Raw genomic sequence first — 21,648 nt, forward strand, 5'->3', positions numbered from 1 at the left:
TCATGCCCTCGATCCGCTCTCGGCCGACTCTCCATTGGGAATACGGACCGCAACTCGCCGGTCGACAAAAGCTGCAAAAAACGCTGCCGACAAGGCAAGTGAGGCCGATGTCAGCAACATCGCGAACAGCGTCGACACTGCGCCTGCCTCCCGGAGAAACAACCCGGCGATCGAAGCAATCAGCGCGGCGCCGGCGATCGACATGGCGGCGGCAAGGCCTGCAGCGGTGCCGGCGAGATGGGCGCGAACCGACATCACGCCCAGATTGGCGGCCGGAAAGGTCAAGCCATTGCCGATGCCGATGAACATACAGGGTCCGAAAAATGCCAGGACATGCGTGACGCCCGAGATCGACAAGATCAGCCCCAAGAGCAGACCCATGCACGTCAATAAACGCGCAATGACGAGCGTGGTGCTGAGCGATTTCCTCGTCAATCGGGCAGCGAGATAACTGCCCAGAATGAATCCCGCGGGAACCATTCCCATGAAGAAGCCCAGTTTCGCGCTCGATCCTCCGAGCGAAGAACTGACTGCCAAGGATGCGCCTCCGAGGAAGATATAGAGAGTGCCGGTCGAGCAGGCCATGCACAGCGTATAGGCCCAGAACCGCGCCGAACCGAGAAGCTGCCGGTAGGAAGCAAAGTAATCTCCTTTCAGTCTCGACGCTGGGCCGGCTGTTTCCTTCAGCTCGCGCATGGAAATGGCGAGGATGGCTGCGCCTATCAGCGCAAGAGCGACGAAGATCGCCCGCCATCCGAACGTTTCGTCGAGAATGCCGCCGACGCTCGGGCCGAGCATCGGCGCGATAGCCCATCCCATGGCGGCGTAGCCGATCCTGTTGGCGGCCCCGCGCTCGCCCGCCGTCTCCTTGATGGCGACGAGTGCGATGCAGAAGCAGGCGGCGATCGACGCCTGCATCACGCGAAACAACAGAAAGATGCCGATATTGGGCGCCAGCGCGCAGCCGATCGACGCGACGATGAAAATGGAAACGGCGATCAGCGCGATCGGCCGGCGCCCATAACGATCCGACATCGCGCCGGCGACAATTTCCGTCAGGGCGTTGATGATCGCATAACCCGCAACCGAGAGATTGACGAGCGCGAAATCAGCCTGAAAAGTCGCGGCGATATTTGGCAGCGCCGGCAGATATATGTTGACCGGCAACACCGAGAGCGCCGTCAGCAGGAGAAGGATCGTGCGCCGCGGCGCCGCAGTCGAAGTCGCAGCCGCCTTCTCGGTCAGGCGGTTGCCGGAAGTCTGCGCAGAATTGTCGCGTGACATGGCTTTGTCCGGTGTGTCAGGGAGATTGTGGGAATCTGACGAGGCGCAGCGCAAATTCAGGGCACAAAAAAAGCCCCGTCAGGAGCTTGTTTTATCGCGCATGGGGCTGATCGCCGGATGGTTACACCATCCTGCCCATGCGCGCTATCACCACGACAAGAACCATTGCGATCTTCATGACGGTACAGCTAGACAGAAATTTCCATCTCGTCAACGTGCGGTTTCAATGCTCGCAGAAAATGCAAGTCGACGAACCGTGCCGTGCGCGATGCAGCTTTACGGCGCCAGGCGGATCTGGCACCGTCGCGCAGTCTTTCTCGGCGAAGCCTCCGAGCTTAACATGGCGCGGCTCGCAGCCGGCACCCTTTTCATCCTGCTGGGCGCCCTGCTCGTCAGCAGTGCCTGACAGCCCCCGAATTGCGGCTGGATCGTCTTTGTTGATATCCTGCCATCGCGCAAATGCCGGAGCTCAACATGACCCCACGACAATTGAAGACCTTCCTTGCCGTCATCCGCCATGGAAACCTCACGCGCGCCGCCGCCGAGGTCAATCTCGCGCAGTCGAGCCTCAGTGATCAAATCCAGGCGCTGGAAGAGGAGATGGGCGTTGAACTCTTCCTCCGCTCCCGGCAGGGCGTCGCTCCCACACCGGCAGGCATGGCATTGAAGGCCTATGCGGAAGAGATATTGGCGCTGAACGATGAGGCGCAGACCGCCGTCCGCATTGCCGCCGGCATTTCCGAAGCCTCTATCACCCTGGGCACGCTGGAAACCATTGCCGCTGAAAGGCTGGCGCCCTGGCTCTCCCTCCTCCGCAGGCAAAATCCCGATCTCGGTCTCAAACTCAAGGTCGGCGGCAGTGGCGAGTTGCATGCGAAATTGCAGCATGGCTCGGTTGATATCGTCTTCACCTTCGATCGCGGTCAGCAGGACGAGCGCTTCGTGACACGCCGCGTCGCCAGCGAGCCGCTGGTGCTGATTGCCGCCGGCAGCGCGCAAATCCCGCCGCCGGAAAGCCTCGCAGCCCTGCGCACCGCCCCGTTCATCGCCACCGCGGCCGGCTGCGTCTATCGCCACCTGCTCGATACCGCCTTTGCCGAAGCGGGTTTAGCTGCGCCGGCCGTTGCGGCGGAAGCCGACAGCATCGCAACGATCATCCGGCTCGTGGCATCAGGCGCCGGCTACGGCCTGGTCCCGAGTCTGGCGGTGGGGCCGTCCATTGCGCGCGGCGATGTCGTCGAACTGCCCTGGCCCGGCCGGCCGCTGGCAGCCTCGCTGGTGATGATGTGGAGACGCCGGCGCGTCCAGCCGTCGCACATCGCTTTCCTTCTGCAATCGGCCAGCGAAAATCTTTCGCCGGTCAGACCAGCCGATGCCCGCCTTCGACATGCAGGGTAGTGCCCGTGGTGAAGCCGTTGCCGATCAGGAAACGCATCGCATCGGCGATATCCTCGGGCTGCCCAACCCGCCCAACCGGCAGGCGCTGCGCCATCGCATCCAGCCTCGCCTGCTTGGCGTCACCGGCAACGAAGCTCCAGATCGGCGTGTCCACCCAGCCGGGCGAAACCGCGTTGACGCGGATCGGCGCCAGTTCGACGGCAAGCGCCCTGACGAGGCCTTCGAGTGCCGCGTTGACGGCCGCGACCACCGATCCGCGCGCGAGCGGCCGATAGGCCGCAATACCCGAGGTGTAGGTGATCGAACCAGACGACGGCAGTCGGGAGGCGCCATATTTCGCCAGCAGTAGCGGGCCGTAGAACTTGCTCTGGACCACCTTTTCTGCCGCCGCCAGTTCGAGCGACGACAGCAGCTGATAGGCTCCTTCGATTTCCGCCGCCGTGCTGACGATATGATCGACCGGTCCGCACTCCCGAAACAGCGCCGCGACCTCCTCCTCCCGGCCTATATCGACGACATGGGTTCGAAGTTTCGGGTGGTCGCCGAGATGACGGCAAACTGCCGCAAGCTTCTCCTGACCGCGCCCGGCAATCGTCACCGACGCCCCCTCGTCGAGCAGACGCCCGGCAAGTGCCAGCCCCATACCGGAACTGCCGCCGACAATTATCACCTTCTGACCTTCGATGCTCATAACAGCTGTCTCGCCTCTCCATTGGGATGAGACAGCAGATGCCTCCACCGGACGCAAAAGAAAAACGGAAGAAGCCGATAGCACTATCGGCTTCTCCGATCATCGACGTTCAAGCGGTCAGTTGCGCAGCCGGTATCCGGTCTTGAAGATCCAGCCGAGCGTTCCCAGGCAGATCGCCAGGAACACGGTGATCATCGCCAGGCTGATCGCCGGGTTGACATCGGCGATCCCGTAAAAACTCCAGCGGAAGCCGCTGACGAGGTAGAGCACCGGGTTGAAGTGGCTGACCGCCTGCCAGAAGGGCGGCAGCATGCTGACAGAATAGAAACTGCCACCGAGGAAGGTCAGCGGCGGCACGACAAGCATGGGAATGAGGTTCAGCTGCTCGAAATTGCCGGCCCAGATGCCGATCATGAAGCCGAACAGGCTGAAAGTGATCGCAGTCAGCAGGAAGAACAGGATCATCATGAAAGGATGTTCGATCCTGACGTCGACGAAGAGATTGGCGGTTAAAAGAATGATGACGCCGATGATCAGGCCCTTGGTGGCCGCCGCCCCGACATAACCGAGCAGTATCTCCGTCATCGCCACGGGCGCCGACAGCACCTCATAGATCGTGCCGGTGAATTTCGGGAAGTAGATTCCGAAGGAGCCGTTGCTGATGCACTGGCCGAGCAGCGTCAGCATGATGAGGCCCGGCGTGATGAAAGCACCGTAGGACACGCCTTCCACTTCCTGGATGCGCGAACCGACTGCCGCCCCGAAGACGATGAAATAAAGCGAGGTCGAGATGACAGGCGAGATGACGCTTTGCAGCAGCGTGCGGCGCGTGCGCGCCATTTCGAAGAAATAGATCGATTTGACCGCTTCGAAGTTCATTTGCTCGCTCCCACCAGCGCCACGAAGATATCTTCGAGCGAACTCTGCCGCGTCGACAGATCCTTGAAATGGATATTGTTCTCGCCGAGCCGGGTCAGCAGCGTCGCGATGCTTTCCTGCTCGTTATCGGCGTCGAAATCATAAGTCAGGCGGCTTCCGTCCGCTTCGAGAGTGAGGCCATTGCCGGCAAAACAGTCTGGCAGCCGGCTCAGCGGTTCCGCCAAATCGAGGATGAGCTGCTTGCGGCCGAGCTTGGCCATCAACGCGGCCTTTTCCTCGACGAGCAGCAGCTCGCCGCCATTGATGACGCCGACGCGGTCGGCGATTTCCTCGGCCTCTTCGATATAATGGGTCGTCAGGATGATGGTGACGCCCGAAGCCCGGAGTTCTTCGACGACGTGCCACATGTCCTTGCGCAGCGTCACGTCGACGCCAGCGGTCGGCTCGTCAAGGAAAAGAATATCCGGCTCATGGGAAAGCGCCTTGGCGATCAGAACCCGTCGTTTCATGCCGCCGGAGAGCTGACGCAGCATATTATCCTTCTTGTCCCAAAGCGAGAGCGCCCGCAGCACCTTCTCGATATGCGCTGGATTGGCCTTCTTGCCATGCAGCCCGCGCGAAAAGCTCACCGTGTTGAACACCGTCTCGAACTGGTCAGTCGTCAGCTCCTGCGGCACCAGGCCGATCATCGAGCGGGTCGCGCGGAAATCCTTTACTACGTCGTTGCCGGCCACCAGCACGCGGCCGCCGCTCGGATTGGCGATGCCGCAGATGATCGAGATCAGGGTCGTCTTGCCGGCGCCGTTCGGCCCGAGCAGCGCCAGGATCTCGCCCTTCTCGACATCGAGGTTGATGCCCTTCAGGGCCTCGAACCCGTTGGCATAAGTCTTCGTCAGGTTCTGAACGGAAATAATGGGGGTCATGCAGGACTCTTGCAGATGCTCGAAGTATTTCGGCCCGCTATATAGTCCCTCTGTGGCGCTTTGACATCCTTCGGGAACATGAACACTGCATTCACGCCTCGCCAACACCGTCGCCTTTCGTCAAGCCGATCACCCATTGGTGACGGGCCTGCGATAGCCGGCTTCCGATTGCCGTCGCCCGCCGCCAATTCTCTCTGAAAGAAAGGCAGCGGTCGGCTCCGGATGTCATCATCCGGTGATATTCATGCTCGATAAGAGAGCCGAGGCAAGCACCGGCATCCGCCCCGCCGCCCATTCCTTTGCGGAGCCGTCTTACCGGCGTTCTCGTTGCGCCCTTTTCCGCTGTCTCGGCATGTAATGAAAGTTATTGTTCAGTCACCAAGCGTTTGGAACCGGCCAGTATCCCTGTGCAGCCGCGTTCGTCTCAGCCGGCCTCTGCGCCGGCTTTTCTTTTGTGCGTGCGTCGTTGCAGCGGCCGACCTCGTCCTTCGAGGCCCCTGCGGGCCACCTCCAGGATGAGGTCGGACAGAGGTCGCGGCCGTGTCGCAAGACATAGCAGCGAGCTTGGCAACAACGGATTTGGCGCAACCAAGCATGCCGATCTGGTCCGCAGCCAAATGGCACAACGACCAGCCCTTATCCTGAGGTGCATAGGCCAAAGGCCGAAGCCTCGAAGGACGAGGGCGGCTGGGAGGCAGTAGGTGCTACCCCTCACAATTCATCATAATTGAACCAGTCGAAATCCGCCGCCTTCCCTCGCCCAGACGTATCGAAGGCAAACACGCCGGCAAAGGCGCCGGTGAAGGAGCCGTGCTCCCCGCGCCCGCCCTCGTCGGAAATCACGCCGGCGTCGAGGACGGGACCGATCCGTTGCCAGGCGCCCTTGCCCTCCGTCTGCCAGGAGAATTGAAGGTCATTCTCGCGGATTTCCATGGCAAGCTGGACACGGCCCTCGGCCGGGATCGCGACACCACTTTCGGCGGGAAAGCTGAGGCGGCTGTTCGGGTAGTCGCCGTTGCAGGAGAGGATGGTCACGCAGCGGCCGAGCGTTTCGTGCAGCGTCACGGCGATCGCGTGGAACTTGTGGCGGTTGTAATAATGCGTCAGCCCCGCGACCTGCTGATACGTGTCAGGCGAAAATTCGATCACGGTTTCGGCGCGGAAACTATGATGCTCCTGCCGGCGCGCGACCAGCGACTGCTCGAACCAGGAGCCGATGCTTTCGCGACCGATCAGCCTGAGATGGCCGGGACGGTCCGTCAGATTGAAGATGCGCTGGGGTTCGGGCGTGCGCAGCCACTGGAAATCGGCCGGTAGCGCGCGCCCATCGAAACTGTACTCGCTGCGCATCGGCTTCTCCACCGGCGCAGCGCTGAAAGGAACCGACACATCGACATCGGGCACTGAGGTGCCGTTTTCCAGATAGAGCCAATCATCGTCGCGCCAGACGCATTTCTGCAGGGACGTTTCGCGCCCCAGCGTGCATCGCCGTTTCGGCGGCAGCGGCCGGCCGCAGAGATGAGTGTGATAGGCCTGCCCCTCCGGTGTCTCGACATATTGGCCGTGCCCGGCCCGCTGCAGCACCGCGCCCGGATGATCCTTCGAGGTGATCAGATGCATGTTCGGATGCATCTCATACGGCCCGTCGATGCGGCGCGAGCGCGCCATGGTGACGGCGTGGTCGTAGCCGGTGCCGCCCTCGGCGGTCGTCAGATAATACCAGCCGTTCTTCTTGAAGAGATGCGGTCCTTCGACGAGGCCGAGCGGGCTGCCGGCGAAGATGTTTTTGATCGGCCCCTTCAGCGCCTTGGTCGCGGGATCCCATTCCTGCAGCAGGATGCCGTCGAAGGCGGGCGATTTCGGCGAGCCGCCGAAGCTCTGGGTTCGGTGGTTCCACTGCATGTTGACGAACCATTTGCGGCCATCGTCGTCGTGGAAGAGCGAGGGATCGAAGCCGGAGGAATTGACATAGACCGGCTCGGACCATTCGCCCTCGATGGAAGGAGACGTCACGATGTAATTATGCGCATCCTTGAAATTGCCGTCGAAACGCTTGACGTCGGTATAAACAAGCCAGAACTGCCCATCAGCATAGGAAAGACACGGCGCCCAGATGCCGCAGCTATCGGGATTGCCGCGCATGTCGAGCTGCGAGGCACGCTCTAGGGGCCGGCGCACCAGCGTCCAGTTTACAAGATCGCGAGAATGATGGATCTGCACACCCGGATACCATTCGAAGGTGGAGGTGGCGATGTAATAATCGTCGCCGACGCGGCAGATCGACGGATCGGGATTGAACCCGGGCAGGATGGGATTGCGGATCATGAACGGCCTCCTCCTAGATTATTGCGGTACGTACGTCAGATAGGTGCGGTTTAGCTAGCCTCTCCACCCTCATCTCTGTGCTTGTCACAGAGATCCAGCCGAACCAAGTCTTTGGGCCGGAAAGACCCCTTTTCACCGCGCGCACGCGCGGTGGCTGGATTCCTGTGACAAGCACAGGAATGAGGACGTGTGGCAACTACTGCCACATCCTCCGGTTGCCTTGCCTAATCCCGCTCGGCCGACCTCGCCCAGAGATTGATATCAGCCTCACGGGCATACACATCGATCTCCTTCAGCTCCTCAGCCGAAAACTCGATATTATCCAGCGCCTTGACGCAATCGACGATCTGCGAGGACCGGCTGGCGCCGATCAGCGCCGAGGTCACCCGCCCACCCCGCAGTACCCAGGCAATCGCCATCTGCGCCAGCGTCTGGCCACGCCGTTCGGCGATATCGTTGAGCTTCCTGATATTGTCGATGATCGAAGGGCGGATGAAATCGCGCTTCAGGAAATGATTCTGCGCCGCCCGGCTGTCGGCCGGAATACCGCCAAGATACTTCGTCGTCAGCATGCCCTGGGCGAGCGGCGAGAACACTATCGAACCCATGCCGACGTCGTCGAGCGTATCGAGCAGCCTGTCGTCCTCGACCCAGCGGTTGAGCATTGAATAGCTCGGCTGATGGATCAGGCAGGGCGTGCCGAGGTCCTTGAGGATGGCGGCTGCTTCGCGGGTGCGCTGCGAATTATAGGAGGAGATGCCAACATAGAGCGCCCGGCCGGAGCGGACGATATGGTCGAGCGCGCCACAGGTTTCCTCGAGCGGCGTCTCCGGATCGAAGCGGTGGGAATAGAAAATGTCGACATAATCGAGACCCATGCGCTTCAGGCTTTGATCGCAGGAGGCGATCAGGTATTTGCGGCTGCCCCACTCGCCATAGGGACCCGGCCACATATCGTAGCCGGCTTTCGAGGAAATGATCAGCTCGTCGCGAAGCCTGGAAAATTCCGTGCGCAGAATTTCGCCGAAAGCGGTCTCGGCGCTGCCGGGAGGCGGGCCGTAATTGTTGGCGAGATCGAAATGGGTGATGCCGAGATCGAAGGCCGTGCGGCACATGTCGATCTTGCGGTCATGCGGCGTGTCACCGCCGAAATTGTGCCAGAGGCCGAGGGAGACGGCCGGCAGTTTCAGGCCGGAACGGCCCGTGCGGTTATATTTCATCTTCGAATAACGGTCTGCGGCCGGTTGCCAGCTCATCTGAATGTCTCCTTGACAAAATATCTCTATGATCGTCATGCTCGGCCTTGTGCCGAGCATCTGCCGTGCTCTCGATAGATCCTCGGGACAAGCCCGAGCGCGCGAGAACTATTGGAACAAGCGCGCTGGATACGGCAAGCGAACGCGCGAGTTCCTACGGCTTCAAGAGTGCCCGCGACCAATCGATGCCGAGCATTCGCCGCCTGGTTTGCAGATCCTCGGCACAAGGCCGAGGATGACGTTCGGAGTGCGCACTTGGCGATCAGCAGACCTCAGGCGATACGTTATCACCTCAACAGCGCCTGCGCCTCTTCGATGCCAAGCGCGGCCGGCTGGGTGCAGGTCGTCGTGAGATCGATGAATCGGCCCTCCTCGCCCGATTTCAGGATCGAGGTCATGACGTCGACGCCGTGCAGCGTGCGGTCGAGCGAGCAGCGCGCGTCGCGTCCCTCGATCAGCGCCATCGCCATATCGGCAAGGCCGGCCGTGCGGTAGTTGGCGCGCGCCCCGGTCGGGTTTTCCTGGTTGATCTTGCCGAAGGGATGATCCCAGTCTTCCAGCGGCTTGATGTCCTTGTCGCGGCCGCTGGCCTCGACGGTGCCGCCGAAGAAGTTCGGGTCCGGCACGTAAAGCGAGCCGTCGGTGCCGTAGAGCTCCATATTGGCATGGCGGTGCGACCACACATCCCAGCTCGCCGACAGCGTCACGGTAGCGCCGCTGACGAATTCGAGCAGCGCCTGGATCGTCGTCGGCGTCTTAACCGGGATGATCTCGCCATGGCGCGGCTGGCTGGTGATCGTCCGGGTCGCCGATGCCATCGAGGTCATGGCGCCGACGCGCTTCACAGGGCCGATCAGGTTGATCAGATTGGCGATATAATAGGGGCCGAGATCGAGGATCGGACCGCCGCCCGGCAGGAAGAAGAAATCCGGATTCGGATGCCACATCTCCATGCCGGGGCTCATGACATAGCAGGCGCCCGAAGTGACCCGGCCGATGCCGCCGTCGTCGATGAACTTGCGGGCAAGCTGATGCGCGCCGCCGAGGAAAGTGTCCGGCGCGCAGCCGACGGCTAGGTTTTTTGCTTTGGCGATGCGGCGAAGCTCCTCGCCCTGCTCAAGCGTAAGCACCAGCGGCTTTTCCGAATAGACGTGTTTGCCGGCCTCGAGGATCGCCTTCGATACCGGAAAATGCGCATCCGGAATGGTCAGATTGACGACGACGTCGATCTCGTCATTGGCGAGCAGCGCGTCGATCGTCTGTGCCTTCACGCCATATTCCTTGGCGCGGGCCTCGGCGGCCTGCAGGTTGATATCGGCGCAGGCCAGCACCTTCAGCCCCTTGAAGAGCGGTGCGAGCGAGAAGTAGGTGGTGGAGATGTTGCCGCATCCGATGATGCCGACGCCAAGTTCCCTGGTCATGATGTGCCTCAATAAGTCTTGAAGGATGCGATCGAACGGCTGATATTGCGGTCGATGTCTTTGGGATTGTCATGTTCGACGACGAAGTGCTTGGCCTTGGTGCCGCGAAGCGCCGCTATCAGCTTGGCCCATTCAACCTTGCCATGGCCGACATCGGCCCAGCCGTCCTCATCCTTCGCCTCGCCTGCCGGCGCGATATCCTTGACGTGGACCGAAGTGATGCGAGAGCCGAGTTTCTCGATCCAGGCGAAGGGATCGGCGCCGCCGCGGATGACCCAGGCGATATCGGCTTCCCAGGAAATGTCGGGCGCGCCTTCGAAGATGCGCTCGATCGGCAGCGAGCCGTCGGCCAGCTTGACGAACTCGAAATCATGGTTGTGCCAGCCGAATTCGTAGCCGGCTTCTTTGTAAGGCTTGCTCATCTCCTGCAGCCGCTTGCCGAAGGCGGTCCAGCCGGCGGCATCCGAGGGGCGCTGTTCGGCCGCCAGGTGCGGCGCATAGATCGAGTCCATGCCGAGAATCTTGGCAATATTGAGCGACTTCTGAACTTCCTTCTCCAGGAAATCGGGGCTGAAATGGCCACTCGCCATGACCAGGCCATTCTTGTCGAGCTCGGCGCGAAGGCTTTTCAGGCCGGCATCGTCGAGATCGGCGTAGATGCCGCCGAAGCCTTCGACTTCGGCATAACCTGCCTTGCCGAGCTTCTCGAAAATCGCCGAATAGGGCTGGAAGTTGCGCGCGCTATAGAGCTGGTAGCTTAGTTTCGTCATCATGTTCTCCTTGGGCCTCGTGCCCATGCTTGGGAAGATCAATCCGCCGATTGGCAGGAATGCAGGTCGTAGAACCGGAAGTCCGGCAGCTTGCCGCGTTCGAGCTGATGTGCCGGGGTGAAGGTGATGCGGCGGCTTTCGCCGGCCGCGAGATCGAAGGCGTTGTCGGAATATTTGCCGTCCGTCTCGCTTTCGATCATCACGAAGAGCGCAAGTCCCTTCGCGGTGACGTTGATGTCGATGGCGCCACTCGCCTCGACATATTCATGGGTGACCGTCAGCCCTGAGGCTTCGAGCTCCAGCGCCTTATAGGTGCCGTTGACATAATGCCCCTCGCCGCCCATGCCATTCGAGGCTGTGAATTGCCAGGCAAGCAGCGTTCCCTCGCCGATCTCGGCGACGTCGATGGTCGCAGCCGTCACCGCCGCATCCGGCGAGCAGACCGCCTGCACATCTTTCAGGTGCTTCCGCTCGCCGTTCATCGTCAGAACAGAAATTGAAAGATCGACACTGACATCGGCAAGCGTGTCGTTGACCAGCGAGAAACGGATCGTCTTGCCGTCCTCGGAAGGAATGGCCGCGACTGCCACCGGTTGGAAGAAGCGCTTGACGAGATAATGCATCGCCTTCCAGCGCCCGCCATAATCGAGGCTCGACCAGGAAGCGACCGGCCAGGTGTCGTTGAGCTGCCAGTAGATCGTGCCCATGCAATGGGGTTTCAGCGACCGCCAGTATTCCACCGCCGTCTTGATCGCCAGGCCCTGCTGGATCTGCGAGAGATAGACGAAGTTCGGGAAATCCTTGGGGAAGCGGAAATAACGGAACATCGTGCCGGCGATGCGCTCGTTGCCGCCGGCATTCTTCTGATGCAGTTCCATGACCGGGGAAGCGACGTTCATGTCCTTCTCGTCGGCATAGGTCTTGATGACGGGCAGCGAGGTATAGGACTGGAAGCCGAATTCCGAGCAGAAGCGCGGCCGCACCGAACGATAATTGTCGAATGACTTGTTCTCGTGCCAGACCGACCAGTAATGCATGTCGCCGGAGCCGTCGGCATGCCAGGCATCGCCGAAATCGAGATAGCCGGAGGCCGGGCTCGACGGCCACCAGAGCGCGCCGGGCAACGCTTTCTTCACCGCCTGCTCGATCGTTCGGTTGAGCCGGTCGTAGGAGACGAGATAACGGTCGCGGTCCTTCCGCGACTCCTCGAACCAGGTCAGCGCGCCGACAAGTTCGTTGTCGCCGCACCAGAGCGCGATCGAGGGATGAGAGGAGAGCCGGCGGACCTGGTAATCGACTTCGATCGCCACATTCTCGAGAAAGTCCTCTGTCGAGGGATAGAGATTGCAGGCGAACATGAAGTCCTGCCAGACCAGGAGGCCCAGCCGGTCGCAGAGATCGTAGAAATGATCCTGCTCATAGAAGCCGCCACCCCAGACGCGGACCATGTTCATATTGGCGGCTTTCGCCGACTGCAGCAAATCCTCAGTCTTTTCAGGCGACGAGAGCGAATAGAGCGCGTCGGCCGGAATCCAGTTGGCGCCGCGGCAGAAGACCTCTCTGCCGTTGACCTTGAACGCAAAGCGGCTGCCTGATGCATCCGGCGTGGTGATCAGCTCGATGGTACGAAGACCGATCTGCTTCGTCACCACCTCATCGGACAGCTCGACGGAGAGCGTGTAAAGCGCCTGCTCACCGCTGCCGGACGGCCACCAGAGGCGCGGCCTGTCGATATGGAAGAGGTAATTGACATCAGTCTCGCCCTTGACGCCGACATCGAGGCGCACGCGCTCTCCGTCGAGATCGAAATAGACCTGGGCGATGCCGGCATGCTTGGCATAGAGGCTCGCCGTCACCGTGAGATCGACAGAGCCGTCATTGTTGTGGCTCTGGCGGGTGACGACATGCTCGATGCGCGCCGTTTCGAGCTTCTTCAGCGCGATCGTGCCGTAGAGGCCGAAGGGTGCAATGGCGATATTCCAGTCCCAGCCGAAATGGCATTGCGGCTTGCGCAGCATGTTGCCGTCGGGGATCGGCGAGTTGCCGGTACTGTAGGGAATGTAAAAGGGCTGCTGCTTCTGCCGCTCGGCACCAACGGCGGGATTGGAGGCAAACACGATGCGGATGACGTTGTCGCCGGATTTCAGCATGCTTGAGACATCAGGCCGGTAGCGGCGGAAGCTGTTGTCGGCTTCGAGCGCCAGGAAGCCGTTGACGTAGACGCTGGCGACCGTGTCGAGATAATCGACATCGAGATACCAGTCGCCGTCGACCTCCTGCAGTGCAAAGCTGCGCTCGACCGCCCACTCACGCTGGGCGACCCACTGCACCTTCTGCTCGTTGCGCCCGAAATAGGGGTCGGGGATCAGACCGGCCCGGTGAAGCGCCGTATGCACGTCGCCCGGCAGCGCGATGACGCTTTTGATCTCACCATCAACGGAGCTCAGCTGCCACGAACCGGAAAGGTCGATGCTGGAGGGAGGCGGTTGTTGCGTCACGATTTCATTTCCGATTTCGAAAAGGGTTGTGTTCTTGAAGGAAGGGCAAATGTCGCTGTTCGGCGGCTTTCACCTATTCGTTCGTCAGAGACGTGTCGTTTTTGTCCTCATCCGCCCACTCCGCTCTCCGTCATCCCCGGGCTTGACCCGAGGACCTACACCGTATCCACCAGCAGCAACGGCATGGATCCTCGGGTCAAGCCCGAGGATGACGGAGGGCGGGATTGGCCTTTTCGTCAAACTCGCCCGGGGGTAGTGGCCTCAATCCACAAATCTCCGCTAAAGCCGCAGCTCGCTCTCGGCGTCGAACACCGAAGCCAGCGTCATGTCGAAGCTCAGCTTCACCTTGGCTCCGACATTGAAGCGGCGCGCGCCGTTGACGCGGACCGACATCGTGTGGCCGGCATGTTTCAGCCACAGGAGATTGTCCGCGCCCATCGGCTCCTCGATATCGACTGTCGCGTCATGTTCCTCGCCGCCGGTGTTTTCGTTGACCTTGATATGCTCGGGGCGAACGCCGAGCACCACCTTGCGGCCGGGCTGCAGCACTTCATTGGCGTCGTAAGCCGCCAGCGAGAAGATGACACCGTTGGCGGTAAAGGCGATGCCATCGCCTGATTTGACCAACTCGCCACGCAGGAAATTCATCGAGGGCGAGCCGATGAAGCCGGCGACGAAGAGATTGCGCGGCCGGTTGTAGATCGTCGTCGGATCGTCGAGCTGCTGGATGATGCCGCTCTTCATGATGGCGATGCGATCAGCCAGCGTCAGCGCCTCGATCTGGTCGTGCGTCACATAGATCATCGTATTCTGCAGCGACTGGTGCAGGCGCTTGATTTCGACACGCAGTTCTGAACGCAGCTTGGCGTCAAGGTTGGACAGCGGTTCGTCGAACAGGAAGACGTCGACATCGCGCACCAGCGCCCGGCCGATCGCCACGCGCTGGCGCTGACCGCCGGAAAGCTCTGCCGGCTTGCGCTTCAGGAGCGGCTGGATCTGCAGGATCTCGGCCGCACGCGCCACGCGCTTGTCGATCTCGGCCTGCGGCACCTTGGCGACGCGAAGGCCGAAGGAGAGGTTCTTCTCCACGGTCATCTGAGGATAGAGCGCATAGGACTGGAAAACCATGCCGATGCCGCGATCCTTCGGCTCTTCCCAGGTGACGTTCTTGCCCTTGATGAAGATCTGGCCTTCCGAAGCATCGAGCAGGCCGGCGATGCAATTCAGCAAGGTCGACTTGCCGCAGCCCGACGATCCAAGCAGCACCAGGAATTCGCCGTCATTGATGTCGAGGTTGAGATCCTTCAGCACGCTGACCGATCCGAAGTTCAGCGACAGATCCTTGATCGAGACGCTCGAATTGGAGACAGTTGAATTCATGTTCATGTGATCACCCCTTCACTGCGCCGGCGGCGATGCCGCGAACGAAAAGCCGTCCGGAGACGAAATAGACGATCAGCGGCACCAGGCCGGTGAGGATCGTCGCTGCCATGTTGACGTTGTATTCCTTCACGCCCTGGACAGAATTGACGATGTTGTTGAGTTGCACGGTCATCGGATAGGTATCCGGCCGGGTGAAGACGACACCGAACAGGAAGTCGTTCCAGATGCCTGTGACCTGCAGGATCATGGCGACGACGAAGATCGGCAGCGACATCGGCAGCATGATCTTCAGGAAGATCTGCCAGAAGCCTGCCCCGTCGACGCGCGCTGCCTTGAACAGTTCCTCCGGCAGCGACACGAAGTAGTTGCGGAAGAGCAGCGTCAGGATTGGCATGCCGAAGATCGAGTGCACGATGACAAGGCCGGTCAGCGTGCCGTAGATGCCGATTTCGCGGAGGATGATGACGATCGGATAGATCATCACCTGATAGGGAATGAAGGCCCCGATGATGAGGATCGAGAAGAACAGCTCGGAACCTTTGAACCGCCAGTTTGCCAGCGCATAGCCGTTCACCGAGGCGATGGCGATCGAGATGATCACCGACGGCACGGTGATGCGCACCGAATTCCAGAAACCGCGCGACAGGCCGTCGCAGTTCAGGCCCGTGCAGGCCTCCGCCCAGGCCTTGACCCAGGGTTCGAAGGTGATCTCCATCGGCGGTGAGAAGATGTTGCCGAGACGGATTTCCGGCATGCCCTTCAGTGACGTCACGACCATCACATAGAGCGGCAGCAGATAATAGAGCGCTGCAACCGTCAGCGTTCCGTAGAGCATGATGTTGCGCGCTGACAGCGTCGGGCGCGGCTTCGGACCGCTCGGACCGTCGCCGAGCCTCTGTGAGACGGCGTCGAGGCCGGCAGCCGTGGTGTTGAGAGTTTCGATATCAGCCACGCTTGCGCCCTCCTCCGAACTCCAGATAGGCCCACGGAACGATGATGATCGCGACTGTGACCAGCATCATCGTCGATGCGGCGAAGCCCTGACCCAGATTCTGCGCCTGGAACATGTAATCGTAGACGTATTTGGCCGGCACTTCCGATGATATGCCGGGACCGCCCGAAGTCTGCGCCACCACGAGGTCGTAGACCTTGACGATGCCGGAGGCGATGATGACGATCGTCGTGATGAACACGGGCCGCATCATCGGAATGACGACGAGCAGGTAGGTCTTCCACATCGGGATGCCGTCGACGCGGGCCGCTTTCCAGATATCCTCGTCGATGCCGCGCAGGCCGGCAAGCATCAGGCACATGACGAGGCCCGTTCCCTGCCAAAGCGCCGCGATCAGAATCCCGTAGATGACGATTTCGGGCGTGTAGAGCGGATTGAAGGTGAAGCTTGTCCAGCCGAGCGAACGCACTACCGACTGGACGCCGAAATCCGGGTTCAGAACCCACTGCCAGACGAGACCCGTCACGATGAAGGACAGCGCGAAGGGGTAGAGAAAGATGGTGCGAAAAGTGTTTTCGAAACGGATCTTCTGATCCATGAGCGCGGCGAGCACAAATCCGATGACCAGGCTGAAGATCAGCGAGAGGACGCCGTAGAGCGCCAGATTTTCGATCGCAGTAACCCAGCGGGGTGCCGCCCAGAGACGGTGATACTGGTCGAAGCCGACGAAGCTCAACCGCGGGAGGAGCTTGGAATTGGTGAAGGAATAAAAGACCGTCCAGAACGTGCCGCCGACAAAGATCACCAGCGCTGTCAGGATCATCGGAATGGACGCAATCTTGGCATTCAGATTGCGCAGTAGCTTGATTGGCCGGCCTGCTTGCGCTTGACCCGTCATGAACACTTCTCCTCAAACCGCAGCTGCGGCCGGTGACGGCCGTCTCTCACCCCTGCCCGCGGGGTCCGCCGGAAGGGCCGGCAAGACCGTCGAAACTATGCGGGAGGATCCGGCTCCGGGGAGCCGGATCGCAAGGGCAGCGAACCTGCCGATCAGTCGGCCGAAGCGATGATGCCGGCGAAACGCTTTTGAGCGTCTTCCGGCGTCATCGACGGGTTGGCGAAGAATTCGGAGAAGAGGTCTTCCTTCTGCTTCTGGCTGTCGGCCGAAAGCAGCTGGTCAGTGCCTTCGATCACATTGCCTTTGGCCAGGATGTCGAGGCCCTTCTTCATGCAGTCGTTGGCGGCGGCAAGATCGACGTCGCCGCGAACCGGCAGCGAGCCCTTCTTCAGGTTGAAGGCAACCTGGGTCTTGGGATCCAGCAGGGTTTTGGCGAGCACGGCCTGCGCCTTGGACTTTTCCTCATCCTTCAGCAGCGGGAAATAGAAGGCGTCACCGCCCGTCGAGATGATTTCGTTGACGCCGAGACCCGGCAGGCAGGTGTAGTCGGTGCCGGCCTTCTGACCGGCGAGCGCGAATTCGCCCTGCGCCCAGTCACCCATGATCTGGCCGCCGGCCTTGCCCGTGATGACGAGGTTTGTCGCCTGGTTCCAATCCTGGACGTTACTGCCCTTGGACATGCGGCGGGCGTCGTCGGCAGCCTTGAAGACCTTGGCGATCTCGGGTCCGGCGGCGACCTCTGCATCCTTGTCCTTGAACACCTTGTTGAAGACGTCCTTGCCGGCGACCGCGACCATCAGCACGTCGAAGGCGCCTGTCGCCTGCCATGGCTGACCGCCGACAGCGAGCGGAATGATACCGGCCTTTTCGAGAGCCGGAGCGGCAGCGACGAATTCGTCCCAGTTCTTCGGAACTTCGACGCCGGCCTTCTTGAAGGCAGCGTTCGAAAGCCACAGCCACTGCCAGGAATGGATGTTCACCGGAGCGCAGTAGATCTTGCCGTCGATCGTGCAGGAATCGAGCAGGCTCGACGGACGAATAATGTCCTTCCAATGCTCCGCGGTCGCGACATCGGTCAGGTCGCGCATCAGGCCAGCCTGAACCAGTTCCTCAGCCTGGCGGCCGTGGTTGAACTGGGTGGCGCCCATCGGGTCGCCGCCGGTGATGCGGCTGATCATGATCGGGCGCGCCGTACCGCCGGAACCGGCGATAGCGCCGTCGACCCAGTGGTTGCCGGTGGCGTCGAATGCCTTTGCCAACTCGGCGACAGCAGCGGATTCGCCGCCAGACGTCCACCAATGGGTGACTTCGAGATCGGTGGCGCCGGCGCTGATCGGAAGCGCGGCAGAAGCGGCAAGCATGGCCGCCATCATACGAATTTTCATGAGTTCTCCTCCCTCACTGAAACGTTGCCGGAAAAACTTAGATCAATCGATTTCCCCACGCAACTGCCCGCCCGTAAATTTTTCTTTAAAGATCCTGATTACCACTTCTGACTGTTTCGGAAGACCTCCACACACCCGCTGAATCGGCAGCCTGACACACTTTTCCGCAGGCGCTGCGTCTGGCCATCACAATGAAATTTGGTGATAATTTTCAAGTTTCAGTTTCGAGCCCCGCACTACCTTTTTCGCAGCTGCAGAAAAATTCTGCAAGAATCACCAATTCAACCTATGCGAATGATATTGCGGCGCACACAAGAAAAACCACTCGACTTTTCTACTGTATCGTTACAGATTGAACTCCTCAGGGAGGTGCGATTTTGGCAGGCGGCGGGCTTACGGGCGCCTGAAAAAAGCCTCTATAAGCGAGACCAATTCGCGCAAGGCGGCCTACAGGGATGGAAAACAAGGGAAATTTCGGACAGGCGACATCGACGGCGGTGACGCGCGAGCGCCCGACATTGAAGACGATCGCCTTCATGACCGGCCTCGGTGTGACGACGGTATCGCGTGCGCTGAAGGACGCGCCGGATATCGGTGCCGAAACCAAGGAGCGGGTGCGCATGGTCGCCCGCCAGCTCGGTTACCAGCCGAACCGGGCGGGCGTACGCCTGCGCACCGGCAAGACCAACGTCATCGCCCTCGTCCTCAGCATCGATGAAGAGATCATGGGCTTCTCGAGCCAGATGGTCTTCGGCATATCGGAAGTTCTGTCCGGCACTCCTTATCATATCGTCGTGACACCGCATTCCCACAGCAAGGACCCGATGCTGCCGGTGCGCTATATCCTCGAGACTGGCTCGGCCGACGGCGTCATCATCTCGCGTATCGAGCCGGACGACCCGCGCGTGCGGCTCCTGTCGGAACGCGGCATGCCCTTTGCAACGCACGGGCGCACCGATGCAGGTCTCGTCCACCCCTTCCACGATTTCGACAACGAGGCCTTCGCCCATCAGGCGGTGGAACGCCTCGTCAAACGAGGTCGGCGGCGCATCGCCCTGCTGCAGCCGCCGAGCAAGCTCACCTATTACGCCCATATTCGGATCGGCTTTCAGACCGGCCTCCACGATTACGGCGCCGAGGAAGTTCCCCTGCGCATCAACACCGACGCGCCGCTTGCCGATATCCGCGACGTCGTCGAGGTGATGATGCGCTCGGCGAACGCCCCGGACGGCATCGTCTGTTCGGCCGGCAGTGCGGCGATCGCCGTCAATGCCGGCATCGAGGCCGCCGGCAAGGCGCTGGGGCGCGATCTCGACATGGTGTCCAAGCAGTCGGTGCCGATCCTGAACTGGATCCGTCCCGAGATCATCACCGCCCAGGAGGATGTGCGCCAAGCCGGCCGCGAAATGGCCAAAGCCGTCATCGCCCGCATCGACGGCGTCGAACCGGAACTGCTGCAGAGCATCAGTCAGCCGATCTGGCCGGAGGGTGACAGGTAGGGTGATGGCGGAGCGGGATGACAACTAGCGAAACAATGCCAACATCGAAAACATATACGATATAACGCCCCGTGAGCGCGGCATTCTCCAACATCCCTCATCCTGGAGACGCGCAGCCCGCAGGGCGGAGCCTCGAAGGGCACGCCGCAGCGCTCCTCCTTCCATCAATTTCCCGCCATGCCGAGCACCCGCCCCGTCCTTCGAGACCCCTACGGGGCGCATCAGGATGAGGCTCTCATTATTTTAAGTTGCGTCGAAGAAAAACGCGCCCTACCGTCGGATTCGCAAGTGGGCATCGGCTTGAAAAAAGCCAAGATTGGCCGCCATCTCACGAAACGAACCGCGGGGATGTCGACAGGATGCAGCAGAGCAGCGTGCCTTATTTCAGCCAATGGGAAACGCCCGGCATGACGCTGCCGGTGCTTGCTGAGGGGTCGCAGGCGCTGCTCAGCGATCCGCTCTGGCGCCAATCGGGAGCCGCGACCATTGAGGAATATGCGCGCTGGGCGGTGAATGTCTGCGGCATGGCCTGCTTGAAGATGATTCTCGCCGCGCGCGGCGAAATCCATCCGACTCTCGAGCTTGCCCGCGCCTGCACTAGATATGGCGGTTATGTCATCAACGAGATCGACGCTTCGATCAAGGGGCTGATCTACGCTCCCTTCGTCCGCTTTGTGAGCGAGCGTTTCGGGCTCGGCGCCGAGACGATGACCAACGTCGAGACGTCGGCCATCCCGGAACTTCTGTCGAAACGCTGCTTCTTCATCGCCTCGGTGCATTCGGCCATCCGCTGGCCGGAGCGCGAGCCGCCGGCAAAGGGCGGACATCTCGTGCTGGTGACATCAGCTTCGCAGGAGACGATCCGCTTCCACAATCCGTCCGGCCATGACGCGGCAAGCCAAGCGGATGTCACGCTGCCGCTTGCCGTCTTCGATCGTTTCTTTGCCAATCGCGGCATATCGGTCGAAGCCTGATCTTTCCGCATCCTATCGCTTCGGAGGCTTTCATGACCCCTTCCCCCAACAGGCTGCGCATTGCCGTGCTCTTCGGCGGCCGTTCGGCTGAGCACGAAGTTTCCATCCTCTCGGCGACCAACGTCATGGCTGCCCTGGAGCCCGAGAAATATGACGCCCTTCCCGTCTTCGTCACCCGCGAGGGACAATGGCTGCTGAGCAGCTTCGAGGACGGCCGGCTGGCGACACCCTCGTCAGGCACGGAAATCTGCCTCGTGCCGGGCGGCCGCGGGCGCATGCTGGCGATGTCAGCCCACGGCGCGCCACATGAATTGCCAAGGATCGACATCCTGTTTCCTGTGCTGCACGGCCCGCATGGTGAGGACGGATCGGTGCAGGGCGCAGCTGAAGTGGCGCGCGTGCCGCTCGCCGGCTGCGGCATCCTCGGTTCGGCCACGGCCCTCGACAAGGATATCGCCAAGCGCCTGCTGCGGGCGGCGGGCCTGCCGGTCGCCCGCGCCGTGACGATCCACGAGGGTGCTGCCCCTTCACTCTCCGCGCTCGAAGGCGAACTCGGCCTGCCACTCTTTATTAAGCCGGCACGGCAGGGATCGTCGGTCGGCGTCGCCAAGGTCCATGCCAGCCAGGAATTCGCCGCAGCGCTCGAGCAGGCCTTCCGCCATGACCGCATCCTGCTTGCCGAGGAATTCGTCGCCGGACGCGAGATCGAATTCAGCGTGCTGGAGGATACCGACGGCAAGCTCTTCGTCTCCCGCCCGGGCGAGATCGTGCCGGCCGAAAGCCACGGCTTCTACAATTACAACGCTAAATATATCGATGAGAACGGCGCTGCCTTGAAAGTGCCGGCCGACCTGCCGGCGGAGATCGAGGCCGCCATGCGCGACATGGCCGCAAGGGCTTTCCGAGCCGTCGGCTGCGACGGCATGGCGCGCGTCGATTTCTTCCTGACATCGGACATGCGCTTCGTCATCAACGAGCTCAACACCATTCCCGGCTTTACCGATATCAGTATGTATTCCAAGGCGATGGCGGCAAGCGGCGTAAGCTATGCCGAGATCATCGACCGTCTGGTGGGCCACGGCATGGCGCGCGCCCGCAGGGCAGGCTAGATC

General features: G+C 61.1%; 18 protein-coding genes. 5 read left to right on the forward strand and 13 right to left on the reverse strand.

Going from position 1 to position 21,648, the window contains the following annotated elements:
* Entirely contained in the window at positions 1-1,284 is a 1,284-nt protein-coding gene (locus tag AMK02_RS12395) for an MFS transporter (protein ID WP_064803148.1), read from the reverse strand.
* On the opposite strand from AMK02_RS12395, the gene AMK02_RS32120 reads away from it, so the two are divergent.
* Positions 1,283-1,690, forward strand: a complete 408-nt coding sequence (locus AMK02_RS32120) for a hypothetical protein (RefSeq protein ID WP_237358359.1) — start codon at positions 1,283-1,285, stop codon at positions 1,688-1,690. The two genes, AMK02_RS12395 and AMK02_RS32120, sit on opposite strands and share 2 nt — an antisense overlap.
* Positions 1,691-1,758: 68 nt before the next feature.
* Positions 1,759-2,682, forward strand: coding sequence for a LysR family transcriptional regulator (locus AMK02_RS12400; RefSeq protein ID WP_064806186.1), 924 nt, complete (start codon positions 1,759-1,761; stop codon positions 2,680-2,682).
* On the opposite strand, the gene AMK02_RS12405 is transcribed toward AMK02_RS12400, so the two are convergent.
* The 12 genes from AMK02_RS12405 to AMK02_RS12465 form a co-directional block, all read right to left on the reverse strand.
* Positions 2,645-3,373 (reverse strand): SDR family oxidoreductase, encoded by a 729-nt coding sequence (locus tag AMK02_RS12405; RefSeq protein WP_064803150.1) that lies wholly within the window; start codon positions 3,371-3,373, stop codon positions 2,645-2,647. The genes AMK02_RS12400 and AMK02_RS12405 overlap by 38 nt on opposite strands.
* Positions 3,374-3,490: 117 nt before the next feature.
* Complete coding sequence (locus AMK02_RS12410; protein ID WP_064803152.1) at positions 3,491-4,252, reverse strand: ABC transporter permease; 762 nt, start codon at positions 4,250-4,252, stop codon at positions 3,491-3,493.
* The gene (locus AMK02_RS12415) at positions 4,249-5,175 is read right to left on the reverse strand and encodes an ABC transporter ATP-binding protein (protein WP_064803155.1); all 927 of its coding nucleotides are present in this window, start codon (positions 5,173-5,175) and stop codon (positions 4,249-4,251) included. The genes AMK02_RS12410 and AMK02_RS12415 overlap by 4 nt, the downstream gene beginning before the upstream one ends.
* A 711-nt stretch (positions 5,176-5,886) precedes the next feature.
* A complete protein-coding gene (locus AMK02_RS12425) occupies positions 5,887-7,500 on the reverse strand; it encodes a glycoside hydrolase family 43 protein (RefSeq protein WP_064803159.1) in 1,614 nt (537 codons plus the stop codon).
* A 224-nt stretch (positions 7,501-7,724) separates the two neighbouring features.
* Complete coding sequence (gene mgrA / locus AMK02_RS12430) at positions 7,725-8,756, reverse strand: L-glyceraldehyde 3-phosphate reductase (protein WP_064803161.1); 1,032 nt, start codon at positions 8,754-8,756, stop codon at positions 7,725-7,727.
* A 287-nt stretch (positions 8,757-9,043) separates the two neighbouring features.
* Positions 9,044-10,177, reverse strand: a complete 1,134-nt coding sequence (locus AMK02_RS12435) for a Gfo/Idh/MocA family protein (RefSeq protein ID WP_064803163.1) — start codon at positions 10,175-10,177, stop codon at positions 9,044-9,046.
* Positions 10,178-10,185: 8 nt separating this feature from the next.
* Complete coding sequence (locus tag AMK02_RS12440; protein WP_010009560.1) at positions 10,186-10,947, reverse strand: sugar phosphate isomerase/epimerase family protein; 762 nt, start codon at positions 10,945-10,947, stop codon at positions 10,186-10,188.
* Positions 10,948-10,985: 38 nt separating this feature from the next.
* Positions 10,986-13,445, reverse strand: coding sequence for a beta-mannosidase (locus tag AMK02_RS12445; protein WP_064803165.1), 2,460 nt, complete (start codon positions 13,443-13,445; stop codon positions 10,986-10,988).
* 279 nt (positions 13,446-13,724) lie between these two features.
* On the reverse strand, positions 13,725-14,831 hold the full coding sequence (locus tag AMK02_RS12450; RefSeq protein ID WP_037139833.1) for an ABC transporter ATP-binding protein: 1,107 nt from the start codon (positions 14,829-14,831) through the stop codon (positions 13,725-13,727).
* 4 nt (positions 14,832-14,835) lie between these two features.
* Positions 14,836-15,780 carry a carbohydrate ABC transporter permease gene (locus AMK02_RS12455; RefSeq protein WP_020921516.1) on the reverse strand — a complete coding sequence of 315 codons (945 nt, stop codon included), beginning with the start codon at positions 15,778-15,780 and terminating at the stop codon, positions 14,836-14,838.
* Positions 15,773-16,678 carry a carbohydrate ABC transporter permease gene (locus tag AMK02_RS12460; RefSeq protein ID WP_011425716.1) on the reverse strand — a complete coding sequence of 302 codons (906 nt, stop codon included), beginning with the start codon at positions 16,676-16,678 and terminating at the stop codon, positions 15,773-15,775. Before AMK02_RS12460 ends, AMK02_RS12455 begins: the two co-directional genes overlap by 8 nt.
* A 152-nt stretch (positions 16,679-16,830) precedes the next feature.
* Positions 16,831-18,063, reverse strand: a complete 1,233-nt coding sequence (locus tag AMK02_RS12465) for an ABC transporter substrate-binding protein (RefSeq protein WP_064803166.1) — start codon at positions 18,061-18,063, stop codon at positions 16,831-16,833.
* Between the two features lie 455 nt (positions 18,064-18,518).
* Between AMK02_RS12465 and AMK02_RS12470 the strand changes: the two genes are divergently transcribed.
* From AMK02_RS12470 to AMK02_RS12480, 3 genes are all read left to right on the forward strand, one after another.
* Positions 18,519-19,562 (forward strand): LacI family transcriptional regulator, encoded by a 1,044-nt coding sequence (locus AMK02_RS12470; RefSeq protein WP_020921520.1) that lies wholly within the window; start codon positions 18,519-18,521, stop codon positions 19,560-19,562.
* A 359-nt stretch (positions 19,563-19,921) separates the two neighbouring features.
* The gene (locus AMK02_RS12475; RefSeq protein ID WP_064803168.1) at positions 19,922-20,536 is read left to right on the forward strand and encodes a C39 family peptidase; all 615 of its coding nucleotides are present in this window, start codon (positions 19,922-19,924) and stop codon (positions 20,534-20,536) included.
* Positions 20,537-20,568: 32 nt separating this feature from the next.
* Positions 20,569-21,645, forward strand: coding sequence for a D-alanine--D-alanine ligase family protein (locus AMK02_RS12480; RefSeq protein ID WP_064803170.1), 1,077 nt, complete (start codon positions 20,569-20,571; stop codon positions 21,643-21,645).
* Positions 21,646-21,648: the final 3 nt, after the last annotated feature.

It is taken from the genome of Rhizobium sp. N731 (assembly GCF_001664145.1).
Lineage (GTDB): Bacteria > Pseudomonadota > Alphaproteobacteria > Rhizobiales > Rhizobiaceae > Rhizobium > Rhizobium esperanzae.

Coding starts and splice junctions, on each gene's coding strand:
- AMK02_RS32120 (WP_237358359.1), top strand. CDS start 1,283: ATGGCTTTGTCCGGTGTGTCAGGGAGATTGTGGGAATCTGACGAGGCG.
- AMK02_RS12435 (WP_064803163.1), bottom strand. CDS start 10,177: ATGACCAGGGAACTTGGCGTCGGCATCATCGGATGCGGCAACATCTCC.
- AMK02_RS12460 (WP_011425716.1), bottom strand. CDS start 16,678: ATGACGGGTCAAGCGCAAGCAGGCCGGCCAATCAAGCTACTGCGCAAT.
- mgrA (WP_064803161.1), bottom strand. CDS start 8,756: ATGAGCTGGCAACCGGCCGCAGACCGTTATTCGAAGATGAAATATAAC.
- AMK02_RS12400 (WP_064806186.1), top strand. CDS start 1,759: ATGACCCCACGACAATTGAAGACCTTCCTTGCCGTCATCCGCCATGGA.
- AMK02_RS12475 (WP_064803168.1), top strand. CDS start 19,922: ATGCAGCAGAGCAGCGTGCCTTATTTCAGCCAATGGGAAACGCCCGGC.
- AMK02_RS12450 (WP_037139833.1), bottom strand. CDS start 14,831: ATGAACATGAATTCAACTGTCTCCAATTCGAGCGTCTCGATCAAGGAT.
- AMK02_RS12395 (WP_064803148.1), bottom strand. CDS start 1,284: ATGTCACGCGACAATTCTGCGCAGACTTCCGGCAACCGCCTGACCGAG.
- AMK02_RS12440 (WP_010009560.1), bottom strand. CDS start 10,947: ATGACGAAACTAAGCTACCAGCTCTATAGCGCGCGCAACTTCCAGCCC.
- AMK02_RS12480 (WP_064803170.1), top strand. CDS start 20,569: ATGACCCCTTCCCCCAACAGGCTGCGCATTGCCGTGCTCTTCGGCGGC.
- AMK02_RS12425 (WP_064803159.1), bottom strand. CDS start 7,500: ATGATCCGCAATCCCATCCTGCCCGGGTTCAATCCCGATCCGTCGATC.
- AMK02_RS12465 (WP_064803166.1), bottom strand. CDS start 18,063: ATGAAAATTCGTATGATGGCGGCCATGCTTGCCGCTTCTGCCGCGCTT.
- AMK02_RS12415 (WP_064803155.1), bottom strand. CDS start 5,175: ATGACCCCCATTATTTCCGTTCAGAACCTGACGAAGACTTATGCCAAC.
- AMK02_RS12470 (WP_020921520.1), top strand. CDS start 18,519: ATGGAAAACAAGGGAAATTTCGGACAGGCGACATCGACGGCGGTGACG.
- AMK02_RS12405 (WP_064803150.1), bottom strand. CDS start 3,373: ATGAGCATCGAAGGTCAGAAGGTGATAATTGTCGGCGGCAGTTCCGGT.
- AMK02_RS12410 (WP_064803152.1), bottom strand. CDS start 4,252: ATGAACTTCGAAGCGGTCAAATCGATCTATTTCTTCGAAATGGCGCGC.